Here is a 19,424-nt window from a genome sequence, read left to right as displayed (position 1 = left end):
GTGTTCCGGCGCCCCGGTGTCCGCTCGGCCGGACGCCTCTCGAACCTGTGCCGCCCGGAGGGAATGTCCTCCGGGCGCGCGTCGTTACGGGTAGCAGAAAGTTCAACTCTCAACTAAACTCGAAGCACAAGGAGGTACCGACATGCCCGCAGTGACTGTCGAGAACCCGCTGGCCCTGCCCCGTGTGGCCGCGCCGGCCGACGCGGTGGACCGTCCCGTGCTCACCGTGACGACCGCGCCCCAGGGCTTCGAGGGCGAGGGTTTCCCGGTCCGCCGTGCGTTCGCCGGGATCAATTACCGGCACCTGGACCCGTTCATCATGATGGACCAGATGGGTGAGGTGGAGTACGCGCCGGGCGAGCCGAAGGGCACCCCCTGGCACCCCCACCGCGGCTTCGAGACCGTGACCTACATCATCGACGGCATCTTCGACCACCAGGACTCCAACGGTGGCGGCGGCACGATCACCAACGGCGACACCCAGTGGATGACGGCCGGGTCCGGCCTGCTCCACATCGAGGCGCCGCCGGAGCACCTGGTGATGTCGGGCGGCCTCTTCCACGGGCTCCAGCTGTGGGTGAACCTGCCGGCCAAGGACAAGATGATGGCCCCGAGGTACCAGGACATCCGGGGCGGCACCGTGCAGCTGCTCAGCACCCCGGACGGCGGCGCGCTCCTGCGGGTCATCGCCGGTGAGCTCGACGGCCACCAGGGACCGGGCATCACGCACACCCCGATCACCATGGTCCACGCCACACTGCGGCCCGGCGCCGAGGTCACCCTGCCGTGGCGCGAGGACTTCAACGGCCTCGCCTACGTGCTGGCCGGACGCGGCAGCGTGGGCGCGGACCGCCGCCCGGTCCACACCGGCCAGACCGCCGTCTTCGGCACGGGCTCCTCGCTGACCGTCCGGGCCGACGAGAAGCAGGACTCCAACACGCCCGACCTGGAGGTCGTGCTGCTCGGAGGCCGGCCGATCCGTGAGCCGATGGCCCACTACGGTCCGTTCGTGATGAACACCCGCGACGAGCTCCAGCAGGCCTTCGAGGACTTCCAGAAGGGCCGCCTGGGGACGATCCCGGCGGTGCACGGGATGTCGGAGGGCGGGCTGTAGGCCCTCATGAGGGACAGCGCACGGCAGAGCCCCGTCCGGCGGACCGGACGGGGCTCTGCCGTGCGCCGGGCGACGGGGGTTCCTCGCGGGATCCTCCCCCGTTCGGACTGCCCGGAGCGCCGGTCCGGCTGACGCATGGTCAGCTGGCGGGGTGCAGCTACTCCCCGAGGGTGCCCGGCGGTTGGCGGCCTGGTGTGTCGTGATCCTGCTGGCCGCCGGGGTCGGATGGGTGGGGATCCTGCTGTGCGGGGAGTTCCGGACGGCGGTGGTGCCGGTGCTGCTCGCGCTGCTCGGGACCGCGCTGCTCGGACCGCTGTACCGGCGGATGGTCAAGGCACGGATCAACCGCTCGCTCGCCGCCGCCCTGACCTGCGTCGCGGTGGCCGTCGTGGTCGGCGGCGCCGTCTACGTCGTCGTCGCCGCGCTCTTCCACACCGGCGCCCAGATCGTGTCCTCGCTCCGGCAGGCCTCGCGTTCCCTCGCCGAGCACTTCGGCGCGGCGGGCACCTCGCTCGACGACATCGCCGCCAACTCCAAGGACCTGCTGGCCAAGTTCGGCGGCACGGCCGCGTCCAACGTCGTCAGCGGCGTCAGCGTCGTGGCCGAGACCCTCGCCATGTGTTTCCTCGCCCTGCTGCTCGTGTTCTTCTTCCTGCGCGACTCGCACAAGGTGGCCGGATCACTGCGGTCGCTCGCGCCACGGGGGACCGCCGACGTCGTCGAGGCCATGGCCCGGCGCGCCTACGCGGCCGTCGAGGGCTTCATGCGCGGGACGACGATCATCGCGCTCATCGACGCCCTCTGCATCACCGTCGGACTCCTGGTCCTGCGCGTCCCGGGCGCCGTCGGGCTCGGCGCGCTGGTCTTCGTGGGGGCGTACATCCCGTATCTCGGCGCCTTCCTCTCCGGCGCGGTGGCCGTCCTGGTCGCGCTCGCCGACCGGGGGTTCGTCATCGCCCTGTGGACGCTCGGGCTCGTGCTCGCGGTCCAGATGCTGGAGGGATACGGCCTCCAGCCGATGATCCAGAGCCGGCAGGTGCAGATGCACCCGGCGGTGGTGCTGCTCGCGATCACGGCGGGCGCCTCCGTGGCGGGCGTCCTCGGCATGCTGCTCGCCGTCCCCCTGACGGCGGCGGCCTTCGGCGTCCTGCACGAACTCCGTGTGCGCTACGAGCCGGAAGGGCCGGAGGGGCCCGAAGGACCGTCGGCTCCGGAGGGCTCGAAGGGACCGGGGACGCCGGGATTCCCCGGAGTGCCGGGGGCGTCGGGACCGGCGGCGGACGCGTAGCCGTCGGCCGGCCGGCCGACGTCGGCGGCACTCCGGCCCTCCACGGCGCCCGGATCCGCCGGTCCGTCGAGGTCCACCGCCTCGGCGAACGTGTCCCACGCTCCCGGCGGCGCGGAGTCCTCCGAGGCCCCGGACCCGCCGGAATCCGTGTCCGGGGTCTCGGAGAACTCGAACCAGATGCTCTTGCCCTGGCCCCGCGGGTCCACCCCCCACGCGTCCGCGAGCATCTCGACGAGCACCAGGCCCCGTCCGGACGACGCCAGCTCCCCGGGATGGCGCCGGTGCGGCAGGGCGTCGCTGCCGTCGGTGACCTCGACCCGTATCCGCCGCTTGCCCGGCTCGCCCGTCACCTCGGCGACGAGCAGCGCGTCCGCGTCGGTGTGCACGAGGACGTTGGTGACCATCTCGGAGACGAGCAGGACCGCGGAGTCGAGCTGGTCGGCGGAGGCCCAGTCGTGCAGGAGCTCCCGCAGCTGCTGACGGGCGTCCGCGATCAGCTCGGGTTCGGCCTGCGCCACGGTCAGCATCGTGCGGCGCAGCAGCGGCCGTACAGGTGGCGCCGTGTCGTCGCCGGCACCCTCCAGGGGCAGCCGGGACAGCAGCAGCACCGCTATGTCGTCCTCGCGCCGGTCGGCCAGCGGACCGGTGGTGTGGTGGGAGGAGGGCCCGTGCACGGCCTGGACGAGCGCGTCGGCGAGGGACTCCATGTCGCCGTCGTGGGATTCGAGCGTCCGGCGGATCCGGCGCCAGCCGGTGTCGAGGTCGTGGCCGCCGGTCTCGATGAGCCCGTCGGTGCAGATCAGCATGGTCTCGCCCGGCTCCAGGACGAGCCGGGTGGTCGGGTAGTCGGCGTCCGGGTCGATGCCGAGCGGCAGCCCGCCCGCCGTGGGCCGCATCAGCACGGTCCCGTCCGCCATCCGTATCGCGGGATCGGGATGCCCGGCGCGCGCGATGTCCAGGGTCCCGGTCTCCGGGTCGACCTCGACGTACAGACAGGTCGCGAAGCGCACATCGGCGGGGTCCGCCGGTTCCTCGTCCGCGTCGGCGCCGCCGCTCGACCCGTAGGTCACCGAGTCGGTGACCCCGTAGAGGAAACGCGCCGCCCGTGACAGCACCGCGTCGGGGCGGTGGCCCTCGGCGGCATAGGCGCGCAGGGCTATCCGGAGCTGGCCCATCAGACCCGCGGCGCGGACGTCGTGGCCCTGCACATCGCCGATGACCAGGGCGTAGCGGCCGGCCGGCAGCGGGATCACGTCGTACCAGTCGCCGCCGACCTGGAGGCCGCCGCCGGTCGGGACATAGCGCGCGGCGACGCTCATGCCCGGCATCCGCGGGCCGAGCGTCGGCATCATCGAGCGCTGGAGGCCGTCGGTCAGCTCCCGCGCGGTCTCGGCGGCTCCGGCGCGCGAGAGGGCCTGCGCGAGCATGCGGGCGACGGTCGTCAGGACCGAGCGCTCGTCGGGCGTGAAGGTGACGGGGTAGGTGAAGGCCGCCATCCACGCGCCCATGGTGCTGCCGGCGACCGTGAGCGGCAGAAACGCCCAGGACTGCCGGCCGAAGTGCTGGGCGAGGGGCCAGGACGCCGGGTAGCGGTCCTTGTACTCGTCGGGGGAGGAGAGGTAGACCGCACGGCCCGTACGGACGACCTCGGCGGCCGGATAGTCCGTGGCCAGCGACATGTGGGAGAAGGGGCCCTCGTCGCCCGGCTGGTGCCCGTGGTGGCCGATGATCGTCAGCCGCTCGCCCTCCGCGCCGAAGACGGCGAGTCCGTCCGGGGAGAATCCGGGCATCGACAGTCCCGCCGCCACCCGCAGCACCTCCGCCGTGGACCGGGCCTCGGCCAGCGCCCGTCCGGCGTCCAGCAGGAACGCCTCCCGCGAGCGGCGCCAGTCCCCGATGACAGGGGTGCGCGCGGCGGCGTCCGGAGGCTGCTCGCTGACCTCCTGGAGGGTGCCGATCAGCTCGTACTGCCCGGTGTCGGGGTCGACGAGCGGCTTGGAGCGGCTGCGGACCGTGCGAAGCACCCGGCCGTGCTCGTCCATGATCCGCATCTGGGCCTCGGCGAGCGTGCCCTCGGCCGCCGCGAGGTGCACCACCCCGTCCATCTCGTTCCAGTCGACGGGGTGGACATGCGAGCGCGCGCCCGCCTCGGTGAGGGTCGTCAGCTCCGCGGGAATGCCGATCAGCCGTGCGGCCTCCGCGTCGAAGGTGACGAGTCCCGAGGAGTTGTCCCAGCGCCACACGCCGGTGGCGAGTGCGGCCAGGACGTCCCCCACGGCGGGCAGGGGCTCACCAGTGCGCATGCGCCCACTGTAGGAACAGGTGATCGGTGCCTGCCACCGATGGCCGTCACCGGCGCCCGTCACGGCGTGGAGCGGCTAATGAGGGGGAGGCGGCCTGGGCTGGCCGGTACCCTGGGGGTGTTTCACGTGAAACAGGCCCCCAATCCGCGAAGACTGGATGAACGACGATGCATCGGTACAGGTCCCACACCTGCGGCGAGCTCCGCGCCTCTGACGTCGGCACCGACGTCCGGCTGAGCGGCTGGCTGCACAATCGCCGAGACCTGGGTGGCATCCTCTTCATCGATCTGCGCGACCACTACGGCATCACGCAGCTCGTCGCCCGCCCCGGCACCCCCGCCTACGAGGCCCTCGACAAGGTCTCGAAGGAGTCGACCGTCCGCGTCGACGGCAAGGTCGTCTCGCGCGGCACGGAGAACGTGAACCCGGAGCTGCCGACCGGTGAGGTCGAGGTCGAGGTGAGCGAGGTCGAGCTGCTCGGCGCCGCCCAGCCGCTGCCGTTCACGATCAACGCCGAGGACGGTGTGAACGAGGAGCGCCGTCTGGAGTACCGCTTCCTCGACCTGCGCCGCGAGCGCATGCACCGCAACATCCTGCTGCGCACGGCCGTGATCTCCGCGATCCGTCACAAGATGACGGCGCTGGGCTTCAACGAGATGGCCACCCCGATCCTCAGTGCCACCTCCCCCGAGGGCGCGCGCGACTTCGTGGTGCCCTCCCGGCTGAACCCCGGCAAGTTCTACGCGCTTCCGCAGGCGCCGCAGCAGTTCAAGCAGCTGCTGATGATCTCCGGCTTCGACCGCTACTTCCAGATCGCGCCCTGCTTCCGCGACGAGGACGCCCGTGCGGACCGTTCGCCGGGCGAGTTCTACCAGCTCGACGTCGAGATGTCCTTCGTCGAGCAGGAGGACGTGTTCCAGCCCATCGAGAAGCTCATGACGGAGCTGTTCGAGGAGTTCGGCGGTGACCGTCACGTCACCTCGCCCTTCCCGCGCATCCCGTTCCGCGAGTCGATGCTGAAGTACGGCTCCGACAAGCCGGACCTGCGCGCCCAGCTCGAGCTCACCGACATCACCGACATCTTCGAGGGCTCCGAGTTCAAGGCCTTCGCCGGCAAGCACGTGCGCGCCCTGGCGGTGCCGGACGTGGCCGGTCAGAGCCGGAAGTTCTTCGACGGCCTCGGTGACTACGCCGTCGAGCAGGGCGCGAAGGGCCTGGCCTGGGTGCGCGTGGGCGAGGACGGCTCGCTGACCGGCCCGATCGCCAAGTTCCTCACCGAGGACAACGTCGCCGAGCTGACCAAGCGCCTCTCCCTGGCCGCCGGTCACGCGGTGTTCTTCGGCGCGGGCGAGTTCGACGAGGTCTCGAAGATCATGGGCGCGGTGCGGGTCGAGGCCGCGAAGCGCTCGGGCAACTTCGAGGAGAACGTCTTCCGCTTCTGCTGGATCGTCGACTTCCCGATGTACGAGAAGGACGAGGACACCGGGAAGATCGACTTCTCGCACAACCCGTTCTCCATGCCGCAGGGCGGTCTGGAGGCCCTGGAGACCCAGGACCCGCTGGACATCCTCGGCTGGCAGTACGACATCGTCTGCAACGGCGTGGAGCTGTCCTCCGGCGCGATCCGTAACCACGAGCCCGAGATCATGCTCAAGGCCTTCGAGATCGCCGGCTACGACCGGGAGACCGTCGAGGAGCAGTTCGCCGGCATGCTGCGCGCCTTCCGCTTCGGCGCCCCGCCGCACGGCGGGATCGCCCCGGGCGTCGACCGCATCGTCATGCTGCTCGCGGACGAGCCGAACATCCGCGAGACGATCGCGTTCCCGCTCAACGGCAACGCGCAGGACCTGATGATGGGCGCGCCCACGGAGCTGGACGAGACCCGCCTGCGCGAACTGCACCTCACGGTGCGCAAGCCGCAGCCGAAGTAGCCGCAGCCGAAGTAGCCGCTGCCGAGGTGGCCGCGGCCGAAGTGGCCGCGGCCGAGGTAAGGCAAGCCTTTCAACTGGCTTGATCGCAAAGGGGCTTGAAGTCGACGTCGATTTCAGGTCCCTTTCGCGTGCCCGTGACAAAGACCGCTGTTTTCTCAGCCTGCTGACAGCCTTCCTGCCTAACTTCCCGGCGCATGACAGCGAATGGGCAGCACCAGGAACCCCAGGTCCCCCAAGTACCCCAGGAAAGCGGTGAACTGACGCGCCGCAAGGTCGTGGCCGTCGGCGCGGGCGCGCTCGCGGTGGCCGGCCTCGGCGGCAGCGCCTTCGCGGCGAACGCGGTCGCGCAGGACAGGGAACCGGCAGCCGGGGAGAGCACCGAGGCCTGCTACCGGCTGACGTCGGAGACGGTCGAGGGCCCGTACTACATCGACGCGGACAAGATCCGCCGGGACGTCAGAGAGGACCGCGAAGGCATCCCCCTGCTCCTCGGCCTCAAGGTGATCGACTCCGAGACCTGCAAACCGATCCGGAACGCGGCCGTCGACATCTGGCACTGCGACGCCGCAGGCGTCTACTCCGGCTACGAGAACCAGGGCAACGGCGGCGGTGGCGGCCCCGCTCCCACCGGCGAGCCGCCGACCGGTGCGCCCACGGGAGCGCCCCCGACCGGCATGCCGGGCGGCGGCCACCAGGAGCCGACGGACGACACACGCTACCTGCGCGGCACCTGGCGTACGGACCGGCACGGCCATGTCTCCTTCAAGACGGTCTTCCCGGGCTGGTACCGGGGCCGCTGCGTCCACATCCACACCAAGGTGCACGTGGACGGCGAGTGGACGGACGCCGGGTACGAGGGCGGGCACGCGTGCCACACCGGCCAGTTCTTCTTCGACGAGGAGTCCGTCCTGGCCTCGGCGGTGGTGGAGCCGTATTCCGCCAACGCCGCCGAGCGCACCACGCTCACCGAGGACACGATCTACGACCAGAGCGGTACCCAGGGCGGCCTGCTCAGGCTGCGCTACGACAAGCGGGACATCACCAAGGGCGTCCATGCGTCGCTCACGGTCGGCGTCGACCCTGACGCGACGGAGGACGGTCAGGGCGGGCCGCCCCAGGCGAGTGCGTCGGCGTCACCATCGGCTTCGGCGAGCTGACGGACGGACGGACCGGCGGTCTCCGGTCCCCGCCCTTCACAGCCGGGGACCGGACCCTCCTGGACACCTCACCGGAGCCCCGCAGGAATCCGGAGGACCTTCCCTCGACGCTCTTTTGCGTGCGCAGGGGATTCCACAGGCCTTTCTCACGTCCCTGACAGGGCCGCCTCCTAGCGTCCCTGCCCATGACGGGAAACGCCGAGAACAGCCATGAGAACGAGCAAGGCCCCAAGCACAAACGCGATCTGACGCGCCGTAAGGTCGTCGTCGCCGGTGCCGGTGCGGTCGCCGCTGTCGCTGTGGGCGGGACGGTCGCCGCCGGCGCCTTCGCCGGGGAGACGAAGGGGAAGGGTGCGACCGCCTCGGCGAGCGCCACCGCCTCCGAGGGCTGCTACAAGCTCACCTCCGAGACCACCGAGGGCCCTTACTACATCGACGCGGACAAGGTCCGCCAGGACATCACCGAGGACGAAGAGGGCATCCCCCTGACCCTCGAGCTCAAGGTGATCGACGCGGACACCTGCAAGCCGGTGAAGAACGCGGCGGTCGACATCTGGCACTGCACCGCGCTGGGCGTCTACTCCGGTTACGAGGCGATGGGCAGCGGCGGTGGCGGTGGCGGCGGCACCCCGCCCTCCGGCTCCCCGTCCGACGCCCCCTCGGGCACGCCCACAGGTGAGCCCCCGTCGGGCGCTCCCTCCGGCGGCACCGGCGGCGGCCACTCGGAGCCGACCGACGACGAGCGCTACCTCCGGGGCACCTGGAAGACCGACAAACACGGCTACGTCACCTTCAAGACGGTCTTCCCGGGCTGGTACCAGGGCCGCGCCGTCCACATCCACACGAAGGTCCACGTCGACGGCACCTGGACCGACGCGGGTTACGAGGGCGGCCACACCTGCCACACCGGCCAGTTCTTCTTCGACGAGAAGTCGGTCCTGGCGTCGGCCGAGGTGTCCCCGTACTCCACGAACACCGCCACCCGCACCACCCTCACCGAGGACACGATCTATCCCCAGAACGGCCATGAGGGTGGCCTGCTGTACCTCAAGTACGACAAGAAGAACATCGCCAAGGGTGTCCAGGCCCACCTGACGATGGGCGTCGCCCCGGACGAGACCCACGACAGCACGGACACCCAGCCGAGCGCGTCGGCCTCGGCGTCCTGACCCCTCCCGGCACACAAGGGGCCCGGAACCCGTGGTGTTCCGGGCCTCTTGACTCCCTGACAGGCAGGGGCCCGGAACACGCTGGTTCCGGGCCCCTGCCCGTGCGGGGCTTGATCAGCTCTGCTCCGAAGTGCTTTTCGGGGACCGGCGAAACGTTCACGCCGCCGTGGTCAGTTCGCACCAGATGAACTTGACAGCGTTGGACACCGCGCAACGGGACGCACCGTACGGCTCGGTCTTCCTGGATGCCTCCGCTCAACTCCTGGCCATGCGAACGCTCTTCCGTAAGGTGGAGTCGGCATCTCTTGAGCCCGCCAAGTCGCGGGACTTCATGCACCGGCTGGCGAAGGAAAACCAAGTCGTGACTCAGTGGCAGAAGTCCTCGTTCTCCGGACCCGGTGATGGCAACGAGTGCGTGGAGCTCGCCCGTGCCGAGGACACCTTGCTGCTCCGTGAGAGCGATGATCCGGAGCGAATACTTTCCGTCACCCCACAGGGGCTGGCCGCGCTTCTGTGCCGACTCGGGGCGGCCCGTACCGGGTGATTTCCGTCAGGGCCGCGCCGGGAAGGGGGCGGCTCAGGTGTCGTACGTGCCGTCCCACGGTTCGGAGAAGCCGAGGCCGTCCGGGTACAGCTCGGCCCAGGCCTCGCCGTCGTCCACGCCCGTCACGAGGCCGAACCGGACGCCGTCGACGGTGAGCTGAAACGGCCGTATCGCGATGTCCGTGTACGAGCGCCGGGGCAGACTGCGGAGCAGTTTCGCCAGGTGGACCCGGGCGCGTGACAGCACCGAGTACTCGCCCTGGACGGCCCGCTGCTGTTCGGCCCAGGTGCCGGCGCACCAGACCTCCGAGTCGCGGTAGCGGCCCTCGGCATCGAAGGTGTGGAGCACCACGTACAGACGTTTGTGCTCTTCCCAGCCGTCGTCGGGACGGAACCCTTCGGGGAAGGCGTACGTGATCGACGCCAGGAACTGACCGTCCGCGTACCGGCCGATGGTCTCGGTGCGGTGCTTCGGTTCGTAGGCGATCGGAATGACCTCGGGGACTGCCATGGCGGAAACCATACGGGTGACCGGGGGGCTTGTGGCGCCGGGGTCCATTACGGATCGGCGGCATCGGGCAGAGGGTCGCTTTCCCGGCTCTTTGCCGGGGCTTCACCGGGCTCTCACCTGGTCTTCCGTGCTGTCCGGCTAGTCCCGGGCGCCGGGGCGGCGGCCTCGGCGCGCAGGGCCCCGCAGACGCGGAAAAGGGGGCACGGACGTGTTGTCCGTGCCCCCTTTCCGGGGGTGAGGAGCCTCAGGAGATCGACCGGTATCCGCCCCAGCCGGTGGCGATCCTCGTGCGCGAGCCGAACGATCCCTTGCCGTCCCCGCTGTTGCGGTACAGGTTGCCGCCGGTGTCCCGGGAGACCAGGTCGGCCCTGCCGTCGTCGGTGATGTCACCGACCCCGATGACGGCGTTGTAGGAGCCGCCCCAGTCGGCGAACACCTTCACGCGGGCGGCGAAGGTTCCGTCCCCCTTGCCGTTGTAGCGGTAGAGGGTGTTGGACGTGTCCTGCGCGAGCAGGTCGCCGATGCCGTCGCCGTTGAGGTCACCGGCCCCGACGATCTTCTTGTAGCCCTTCCAGTTGTCGTAGAGCTTCACGCGGGCGGAGAGCGTTCCCGTGCTCGTCCCCTTGTAGAGGTAGACGGTCCCGCTGGACGCGACGCGCGCGATCAGGTCGGGGCGGCCGTCACCGCTCACGTCGCCGGGCGAGGTCAGGACGTCGTACTGGGTCCAGCCGCTGCTCGCGAGCGTGGTGTACGACGTCGTCGGCTTGACGGCCGCGTTGCAGCCCGGCTTGTACAGGCGCAGGGCCCCGCTGCTCAGCCGGACGAGCACGTCGTTGCAGCGGTCGCCGTTCGCGTCGCCGAAGGGGACCACCTTGACGGACGTGGGCCAGCCGGTGCCGGTGGTCTTCTCGCCGAACTTGCCCGTTCCCGTGCCCTGCTGGACGGTCAGACCGCCGGAGGAGTTGAGGGTGAGCAGGTCACCCCGGCCGTCGGGCCCGTCGACGCTGCCGTAGTCGTGGCGCACGGCGGCGCCCCGGCTGAGGAAGCCCTCGCCGGTGGCGACCGTGACCGCGGTGGAGGTGCCGGTGCCCGTGGCCTTGAGGGTCCAGGTGAAGAGACCGTTGGGGAAGTAGCTGCCGTCCGTCGTCTTGCCGTACCAGTCGGTGGCCACCCGGGCGGCGGACGCGCCGCCGGTCACCGTGGAGGTGGCCCTGCCCTTGGCACCGCTCTGGACCGAGCTGAAGGTGACGGACCAGGAGGTGACCGGGCGGGACAGCAGCCACTCGCCCTCGAAGCGCATGCCCGGTTCGACGTAGCTGCCGGCGCTCGTCACGAAGGACGTCACGGCGGACGGGGCGATGCGGGTCGTGGCGACGTGCGTCTGTTCGAACGCGTCGAACCAGGCGACCATGCCTGTGTACTCGTCCACGGTCCAGCGGTACCGCCGGTCGGTGGCCGTGCCCTTCTCGGGGAGGTCGGAGGCGATGACACGCGTGGTACCGGTGGCCGCCTCGGTCAGGACCAGCAGGCCGGCGGCGTGGTCGTGGCGGATGGTGAAGCCGTCGCCGAGGAGCACGTCACCGGGGGCGACCGAGCGGGACGTGCCGGCCGCGGAGTCGTACACGCCGGCCGAGCTCGTACCGCACGCCCAGTAGACCCAGCGGCCCGCCGCCTGGAGTTCGCCCGGCACGCAGGACAGGCCTGGAACCGTCACCGTCGCGAGGGTCTTGTCCTCGGTCAGGCTGTACGAGGTGAGCTTGCCGGTGGTGGAGGCGCTCCAGAGGGTCGAGCCGTTCAGCGCGGCGGCGCGCACCGACCGCTTCAGCTTCTGGCCCTGGCCGAACTCGCCGATGTACTGCTCGGGGGCGGCGCCCCCGGAGTCGTAGACCGCGTAGTTGTCCGAGACGTCGACGATGTGGCCGCCCGTGGTGCCGAACTCCAGGGTCCAGTCCGAGGAACCGTCCAGCATGGCGGACAGCCTGTCCTTGCCGGACAGACCGGTGCCGAGGAAGGCGTCCCGCGGGTCGTCGCCGTGGTTGCCCCAGAGCATGGAGCAGGCCACGCCCGTGTACGGGCAGCGCGTGAGCACCTTGTCCCCGGCCTCCTGCGCGGAGGCGGTCAGCTGCCCGCCGACCACGGCCAGCGTGCGCAGCGAGGTGGTGTCCATGGTGCCGCTCGGGTCGTCCTCGGCGACGCGCAGACTGCCGCGGCTGAGGGCCAGGCCGGTCTTCGCGTTCTCCGTCGCCGGGATCCGTGCGAGCTGCTCCAGGCCGGGCGTGCCGTCGGCGGCCGCGGCGAAGCGCCGCACCCACCAGTCGCTCGCGCCGGTGCCGCCGGTGACGAGGGCGGTGTTGCCGGACGGGCGGACGATGTACGCCCCCGCCTTGGCCGCCAGGGTCTGTGCGGAGCCGTCCTTCAGGGAGACGGCCCGCAGCTCGCTGGTGCCGGTGCCGGTGTGCAGCGGGAGCAGCAGCCAGTCGCCGGAGAGCACCGGGGCACCGTCGAGCTGGGCACCGGGCGAGGGCAGGTCGATCACCTGCTCGTCGGCGCCCGGGTCCGTGCGCGGTTTGACACGCAGGTTGCCGCCGACCGGGTCGTACCAGCCGATCCGGTCGTCACCGAGGACGGTGTACGGCCGCGCGTCCATGCCGGAGAAGGCCCTGGTGGCGGTGGCCGTGGCCAGGTCGAGGTAGTACAGGCTGCCGCCGACCTTGAACAGCGCGCCGTGCGCGTCGGCGGCGGTGACGGAACCCGAGGTGATCCGGGTGTCGGCCGGTGCGATGGCGCGGGAGCGCCAGGAGCCGTCGACGAGGTCGTGCACCGACCACTCGGTGAGGACCGTCCGTCCGGCGAGCCCCCGGTACGCCTCGTCCGAGGTGAACGACGACGTCGTCCGGGTCGCCGGGTCCCACAGGGCCACGGAACCGGCCGACGGCAGCGCGACCAGGTCGCCGTCGCTGCCGTACCAGGCGGTGGGGCAGGTCGACGAGCCGAGGCTCTCGCAGGCACCCGCGGGCGTGTACACGCCGTCGGCGGTCCGGACGACGGTGCTCGTGCCGGTGGCGTAGTCCGTCCACAGCAGCCCGGTGATCCCCGTCTGCCGGTGCAGGAAGCCGCTCGCGCCGGCCACCAGCGGGCGGTCGGCGCGCGGCTGCGTGTCGGCGGGGTCGGCCAGGGTGATCTCGGAGATGGTCCCGGCCGGCGCGGCCGGGTCCGCCGAGGCGCCGTTCTGCGGCAGAACGGCGATGGTGGCGGCCGCCACGGCGACCGCTACGGAGGAGACGGCCGCGGCAAGGCCGCGCCGTCTCGGGGCGTGTCTGCCCACGTGAACTGTCCCTCCCCGCGAGGGCCCCCGCCCTCGCACAAGTGCGCGGATGGTAGCAGGAGGTGACGGTTGTACAGATCACGAGGTCGGGATGTCGTCGCAGGTGGGAGCGGTTTCCGGCAGGCGAGGAGCCCGGGAACGGTTCGTTCCCGGGCTCCTGTCGAGCGGTCGCCGTTACTCGGGTGCGCCGCCGAAGCGCTCCTTGTACGACTCCAGGTCCTCGTCCGTGATCTTGGCGAAGAGGACCGGGGGAACGGTGAAGGGGGTTCCGGCGGGCAGGAAGGACAGGGCGCGGGCCTCGTCGGCGCTCACCCAGGTCGCCGTGTCGTCCGCGAGGGCGAAGGCCGAGCGCATCGCGCGGGCGGACGCCGGGATGAAGGGTTCCGAGACCACCGAGTACAGGTGGATCAGGTTCATCGCCGTACGGAGCGTCAGCGCGGCGCCCTCGGGGCTGGTCTTGATCTCCAGCCAGGGGGCCTTCTCCTCCAGGTAGGAGTTGCCCGCGGACCACAGGGCGCGCAGCGCGGCGGCCGCCTTGCGGTACTGGAGGGCCTCCATCTGGGTCTCGTACTCCGCGAGCAGGCCCGCGATCTCCGCGCCCAGCTTCGCCTCGGCCTCGCCGGCCTCCGCGCCCGCCGGGACCTCCTCGCCGAAGCGCTTCTTGGAGAAGGACAGGACGCGGTTGACGAAGTTGCCGAGGGTGTCGGCCAGGTCCTTGTTGACCGTGGTGGTGAAGTGCTCCCAGGTGAACGACGAGTCGTCCGACTCGGGGGCGTTGGCGATGAGGAAGTAGCGCCAGTAGTCGGCGGGCAGGATGTCCAGCGCGTGGTCGGTGAAGACGCCGCGCTTCTGGGACGTGGAGAACTTCCCGCCGTAGTACGTCAGCCAGTTGAAGGCCTTGACGTAGTCGACCTTCTTCCACGGCTCGCGCACGCCCAGCTCGGTGGCCGGGAACATCACGGTGTGGAAGGGCACGTTGTCCTTCGCCATGAACTGCGTGTAGCGGACCGGGTTCTCGCCGGAGTCCGCGTCGTACCACCAGGACTTCCAGTCACGGTTCTCCGTGTCCTGGTCGGACCACTCCTTCGTCGCGCCGATGTACTCGATCGGGGCGTCGAACCAGACGTAGAAGACCTTGCCCTCGGCGGCCAGCTCCGGCCAGGTGTCGGCCGGGACCGGGACGCCCCAGTCCAGGTCACGGGTGATCGCGCGGTCGTGCAGGCCCTCGGTCAGCCACTTGCGGGCGATGGAGGAGGCGAGCTGAGGCCACTCGGACTCGTGGCGGGCCACCCACTCCTCGACCTCGTGCTGGAGCTTCGACTGGAGGAGGAACAGGTGCTTGGTCTCGCGGACCTCCAGGTCCGTCGAGCCGGAGATCGCCGAACGCGGGTCGATCAGGTCCGTGGGGTCGAGCACGCGCGTGCAGTTCTCGCACTGGTCGCCGCGGGCCCTGTCGTAACCGCAGTGCGGGCAGGTGCCCTCCACGTAGCGGTCCGGCAGGAAACGGCCGTCGGTGGGCGAGTACACCTGACGGATCGCGCGCTCCTCGATGAAGCCGTTCTCGTTCAGGCGGCGCGCGAAGTGCTGCGTGATGTCGCGGTTCTCCGGGCTGGAGCTGCGGCCGAAGTAGTCGAAGGCCAGCTCGAAGCCGTCGTACACGGCCTTCTGCGCGTCGTGCGCCTGCGCGCAGAACTCGTCGACCGGCAGGCCGCGCTCCTTGGCCGCCAGCTCGGCGGGGGTGCCGTGCTCGTCCGTCGCGCAGATGTACAGGACGTCGTGGCCACGCTGGCGGAGGTACCGGGAGTACACGTCCGCCGGGAGCATGGACCCCACCATGTTGCCCAGGTGCTTGATCCCGTTGATGTACGGAAGGGCGCTGGTGATGAGGTGTCGAGCCATCGCGGGCTGCTCCCAGGTCGCTGCGTGGGGCGACGATCGCCTCGGATTTCCGGTGGGCGGGCCGTCGCCGGTGAACCTTGAAATCGTAGCCGACATGGGTGGGCCGCCCGCTTCCCGTTTTGAGGCGTGGGAAGGGGCGGCCCGGGTGGTGCGGTGTACGCGGGCGTACGGGTTACGGGCGCCAGTTCTCCAGGACGCCGTCGTAGACCTCGACGTCCGTCAGCTCGCGCGGGGCCGGGCCCGCGTGGAAGAAGGCCGTGTTCCCGGTCTTCAGCTTGCGCAGGTAGTCGAAGGCCTTGTTGTCGTACTCGCCGAAGGCGACGAACGAGAAGAAGACGCCCGGGTGGTCCTTCGCCGCGTCCGTGAGGGACTGGGTGGCGGGGGTCTTGGCGTCCGGGGCGCCGTCCGTCTGGAAGATCACCAGGGCGGGGTCGCCGCCGCCCGACCGCTGGTGGTGGGTGACGACCTCCTCCACGGCGACGTGGTAGCTCGTACGGCCCATGCGGCCGAGGCCGGCGTGCAGGTCGTCGACCTTGTTCTCGTGCTCGGTGAGCGTGAGGGCGCCGGTGCCGTCCAGCTCGGTGGAGAAGAAGACGACGTGGACGGTCGCCTCCGGGTCCAGGTGGGCGGCGAGGGCGAGGGCCTGCTCGCCGAGGGCCTGGGCGGAGCCGTCCTTGTAGTAGGCGCGCATGGACGACGAGCGGTCGAGTACGAGGTAGACCTTGGCGCGCTTGCCGGTGAGGTCCCGCTTCTGGAGCGCGGTGCCCGCTTCCTGGTATGCCGTGACCAGGCCCGGAGCCTCTGTCTTGACCTCGCTCAGCGCGACGGCGGAGTCTCCCGCGGGCTGGGTCTCCGTTTCCGCTTCCGCCTCGGCTTCGCCTTCGGCGTCGTCGTTCCCGCCCGCACCACCCGTGCTGGTCTCGTCTTCGGCTGCTGGTGCCGCCTGTGGGGCCTCCTCGCCGTCGGCGGCCGCGGGCTCGTCGACCTGCGCGGCCACGGGCACCTCGGCCTCGGCCTCGGGCGCGGCCTCAGCCTCGACCTCGGGCTCGACCGCGGCCTCGGCGACCGGCTCGGCCTCGGTGACCGGCTCGGCCGGGGTCTCCGCTTCCGCCTCGGCTTCGCCTTCGGCGTCGTCGTTCCCGCCCGCACCACCCGTGCTGGTCTCGTCTTCGGCTGCTGGTGCCGCCTGTGGGGCTTCCTCGCCATCGGCGGCCGCGGGCTCGTCCACCTGCGCGGCCACGGGCACCTCGGCAACAGCCTCAGCCTCGGGCTCAACCGTGGCCTCGGCTTCCGCCTCGGCGGCGACCTCGGCCTCGGCGACCGGCTCGGGCTCCGCCTCGGCGACCGGAGCCGCGTCCACGACGGGCTCGGCCTCGGCGACGGGCTCGGGGATGACCTCGGCCTCGGGCTCAACGACGGCCTCGGGCTCGACGGCGGCCTCGGGCTCGACGGCGGCCTCGGGCTCAACGACGGGCTCGGCCTCGGCGACGGGCTCGGGGATGACCTCGGCCTCGGGCTCGGCGGTGACGGGCTCCGGCTCTTCCTCGGTCTCGGGCTCCGCGACCGACTCGACCTCGGCCTCGGCGGCGGGCTCGGCTTCCGAGACGGCTTCCGCCTCGGCGGCGGGCTCGGCGACCGGTTCCTCCGCCTGCTCGGCGGCGGCCTCGGGCTCGGTGGTGGGTTCGGGTGTGGGTTCGGCCTCCGGGGAGGAGGTCGTGGTCTGCTTCGGTACCGTCACGTTGTCGAAGGCGGCCGACACCAGCTCCTCGACGACGGAGGGCTCGGACGCGGGAGCCGGAATCTTCGGCTCGGCCTCCGGGGCGGCGGTCGAGGCCGGCTCGGCCTCGGGAGAAAGTGTCGGCTCCGCGGCGGGAGCCGGGACCGTCGCGGTCGACGTGGCCTCTCGCGAGGTCTCCGCGTCCGCGTCACGACCCTTGCGTGAGCGGCCGAACGCATTCCGCAGGAGAGTGAGAATGCCCATGTGCGCAACCCTTCGCGTGAGTTGATCCCGTCAATCCCTGGCCAGGACGGACACGTAAGGTTAGCGGCCATAGATGGTGATCTTCGGCAGGGGCCGCGCACCGGACAACCGCCGCGTCAACCCCTTTACAGCGCCCACGGGTTCACTTTCCTACCACGGTGATTTGTCGGAATTCTAACTTTCGTCCGTCCCGCGCGTGGAGTCGGGACGATGGCCGAATAGTCGGTGCCGACGCCGCCCGTGTCAATGCGGTGAGGTGATCGCCCTGGCCGCCGCGACCTCCTGCCGCACCGGTTCGAGGACGCTGCCCTCGGGTCCGGTGAGGTCGGTGCGGACGGCGAAGAGCACGTCCGTCTCGCGCAGTCCCTCGGACAGCTCCCGCAGCTGGCGCGCGATGGTGGAGATCTCGGCGGCGGACGGCTCGGCCGCGCCCTGCCGGACACGGACCCGGGCCGCGGTCGTCGCGTCCACGATCCGCTCGACGGCGACGACGAGCGGCATCCAGGCCGCGGCGCGGCGCCCGTTCGGCGGCGGTTCGGTCAGCGCGCGCTGGAATTCCGTCCGGATGGAGGAGAGGTCGCGGTACAGCCGGCGCCTGCTCCGGGCGCGGGCCGACGGCTCGGCGGCGTCCCCGAAGGCCAGCTCGACATAGCCGGCGGTGTCGGCGACCGCGTCCGCGAGCCGGTCCCCGACCCGGGCGTGCCAGCTCTCCGGCCAGAGCAGGTATCCGGCCACCAGGGCGATGCCGCAGCCGATCAGGGAGTCGATCAGGCGGGGGACGATGAGCCCGGTGCCCTGGTGGTTGAGGATGTCGGACAACAGCAGGATCACCGGGGTGATGGCGGCGGTCTGGTACCCGTAGCCGCGCGGGGTCAGGGCCGGGATGAGCGCGGCGAGCACCGTCAGCACGGGCACGTCCCACCAGCCGCGCGGCACCAGGGTCAGCACGGTCGCCGCGACCACGAGGCCCGCGACCGTGCCGAGGGCGCGCAGCAGGGCCCGGGAGAAGACGGAACCGTAGTCGGGCTTCATGACGAAGGTGATGGTGAGCGCGACCCAGTAGGAGCGCGGCACCTCGACGGTGGAGACGAGCACCTGGCCGAGGCCGATGCACAGGGCGAGGCGGGTGCCGTAGCGCCAGGAGGCCGCCGACAGCAGGACGTTTCGGGTGGCGCGGGAGGCGCGGACGCGCAGGCGGGCGGGCCGGCCGAGGCGGTCGTCGAGGGTGCGCGGGTCGGGGGACCGGTCGGTCACGACACCGGCGGCGTGCCGCAGGGCGTGGTCGACGGCACGCCCCGTCGCGTCGGCCGGGGCGGGCAGCCGCAGTTCGAGGGGGCCGGTGCCGCCGGTCTCGATGGTGTCGGCGAGCAGGCTCACGGCGGCGGGGATCGCGGCGGGCAGCGGTTCGCCCCGCTGGTGGGCGGCGGGGGCGGCCTCGACGACCGGCGTGACGGCGTTGAGCTGGGCGAGCAGCCGGACGAGGTCGGGGCTGCTGCCGTGGTGGAACGCCCGCCGGGCGAGGACGAGGTCGTACGACTCGTTCAGGGACCGGGTGACGGCGACGCGGAGGCGCTCGTAGTCGTCGGTGCCTCCGGCGGCGAGCAGGTCCGCGACCGTGCGGTAGGTGCTCGCGACGGAGGACCGCTCCGGCACCCCCGAGCGCAGCGGCCAGGCGAGCAGGGTCAGCGCGAGGACGAGGAGCCCGCCGCCGGACATCAGCAGCGGCGCGAGCCACCAGGCGCCGGGCAGCGGAAGTCCGGCGCCGATCACGCAGTTGAGGAGCAGCAGCAGTCCGGTGACGGAGGCGACGGCGCCGATCGACGAGATCATCCCGGACACCAGGGCGATCAGGGTCACCGTCACGACGGTGGTCCAGCCGTGCCCGAAGACCGCGGCGCCGATCGTGACGCCGATCGCGCCGAAGAACTGCGGGACGGCGATGTTGAGGATCCGCAGGCGGTACGCGTCCGCGGTGTCGCTGATGACTCCGGACAGGGCTCCCATGGAGGCCAGGGCGCCGTACGCGGGCTGTCCGCAGGCGAGGCCGATCGCGAGGGGGAGCGACAGGGCCACGGCGGCGCGGGCGGCGGCGGCCCGGTTGACGGGGACCCGCTGCGGTTGGAGGTTCCTGACCAGCCAGTCGGGAGGGGTGAGGCCGATGGGGAACGCGCGGGACATGCCCCAAGTATGTCGGTTTTCCCGG

11 protein-coding genes and 2 pseudogenes are annotated in these 19,424 nt (G+C 71.3%); 7 read left to right on the top strand and 6 right to left on the bottom strand.

What is annotated here, in order from left to right; translation table 11 throughout:
* Positions 1–142: 142 nt before the first annotated feature.
* Both ACFYW9_RS12515 and ACFYW9_RS12510 read left to right on the top strand, forming a co-directional pair.
* Complete coding sequence (locus ACFYW9_RS12515; protein WP_351871121.1) at positions 143–1,114, top strand: pirin family protein; 972 nt, start codon at positions 143–145, stop codon at positions 1,112–1,114.
* A 151-nt stretch (positions 1,115–1,265) separates the two neighbouring features.
* Positions 1,266–2,402, top strand: a complete 1,137-nt coding sequence (locus ACFYW9_RS12510) for an AI-2E family transporter (protein ID WP_389148270.1) — start codon at positions 1,266–1,268, stop codon at positions 2,400–2,402.
* A 71-nt stretch (positions 2,403–2,473) separates the two neighbouring features.
* On the opposite strand, the pseudogene ACFYW9_RS12505 reads toward ACFYW9_RS12510, so the two are convergent.
* Positions 2,474–4,705, bottom strand: a pseudogene (locus ACFYW9_RS12505) (SpoIIE family protein phosphatase); the annotation flags it as partial.
* 167 nt (positions 4,706–4,872) lie between these two features.
* On the opposite strand from ACFYW9_RS12505, the gene aspS reads away from it, so the two are divergent.
* The 5 genes and pseudogenes from aspS (at position 4,873) to ACFYW9_RS12480 (ending at position 9,506) form a co-directional block, all read left to right on the top strand.
* Positions 4,873–6,636 carry an aspartate--tRNA ligase gene (gene aspS / locus ACFYW9_RS12500; protein WP_351871117.1) on the top strand — a complete coding sequence of 588 codons (1,764 nt, stop codon included), beginning with the start codon at positions 4,873–4,875 and terminating at the stop codon, positions 6,634–6,636.
* Positions 6,637–6,830: 194 nt separating this feature from the next.
* The gene (locus ACFYW9_RS12495; protein WP_389148267.1) at positions 6,831–7,793 is read left to right on the top strand and encodes an intradiol ring-cleavage dioxygenase; all 963 of its coding nucleotides are present in this window, start codon (positions 6,831–6,833) and stop codon (positions 7,791–7,793) included.
* Positions 7,794–7,978: 185 nt separating this feature from the next.
* The gene (locus ACFYW9_RS12490; RefSeq protein ID WP_389148264.1) at positions 7,979–8,962 is read left to right on the top strand and encodes an intradiol ring-cleavage dioxygenase; all 984 of its coding nucleotides are present in this window, start codon (positions 7,979–7,981) and stop codon (positions 8,960–8,962) included.
* Positions 8,963–9,158: 196 nt separating this feature from the next.
* Positions 9,159–9,314, top strand: a pseudogene (locus tag ACFYW9_RS12485) (transcriptional regulator); the annotation flags it as partial.
* Positions 9,294–9,506 carry a DUF397 domain-containing protein gene (locus ACFYW9_RS12480; protein WP_389148358.1) on the top strand — a complete coding sequence of 71 codons (213 nt, stop codon included), beginning with the start codon at positions 9,294–9,296 and terminating at the stop codon, positions 9,504–9,506. The pseudogene ACFYW9_RS12485 and the gene ACFYW9_RS12480, both read left to right, overlap by 21 nt.
* Positions 9,507–9,539: 33 nt before the next feature.
* Here ACFYW9_RS12480 and ACFYW9_RS12475 read toward each other — a convergent pair whose 3' ends face one another.
* From ACFYW9_RS12475 to ACFYW9_RS12455, 5 genes are all read right to left on the bottom strand, one after another.
* The gene (locus ACFYW9_RS12475) at positions 9,540–10,016 is read right to left on the bottom strand and encodes a hypothetical protein (protein ID WP_387299106.1); all 477 of its coding nucleotides are present in this window, start codon (positions 10,014–10,016) and stop codon (positions 9,540–9,542) included.
* A gap of 244 nt (positions 10,017–10,260) precedes the next feature.
* Positions 10,261–13,341, bottom strand: a complete 3,081-nt coding sequence (locus ACFYW9_RS12470; protein ID WP_389148260.1) for an FG-GAP repeat domain-containing protein — start codon at positions 13,339–13,341, stop codon at positions 10,261–10,263.
* Positions 13,342–13,515: 174 nt separating this feature from the next.
* Positions 13,516–15,240: a methionine--tRNA ligase gene (metG, locus tag ACFYW9_RS12465; protein ID WP_351871100.1), complete on the bottom strand. Its 1,725-nt coding sequence runs from the start codon at positions 15,238–15,240 to the stop codon at positions 13,516–13,518.
* Between the two features lie 172 nt (positions 15,241–15,412).
* Positions 15,413–17,221, bottom strand: coding sequence for a VWA domain-containing protein (locus ACFYW9_RS12460; protein ID WP_389148256.1), 1,809 nt, complete (start codon positions 17,219–17,221; stop codon positions 15,413–15,415).
* Positions 17,222–17,464: 243 nt separating this feature from the next.
* Positions 17,465–19,399: an FUSC family protein gene (locus tag ACFYW9_RS12455; RefSeq protein WP_389148253.1), complete on the bottom strand. Its 1,935-nt coding sequence runs from the start codon at positions 19,397–19,399 to the stop codon at positions 17,465–17,467.
* Between the last annotated feature and the right edge of the window lie 25 nt (positions 19,400–19,424).

This window comes from Streptomyces sp. NPDC002698, from assembly GCF_042888945.1.
GTDB lineage: Bacteria > Actinomycetota > Actinomycetes > Streptomycetales > Streptomycetaceae > Streptomyces.
The sequence above is the reverse complement of the archived record's forward strand: the minus strand, read 5'-3'. Positions and strand labels throughout refer to the sequence as shown.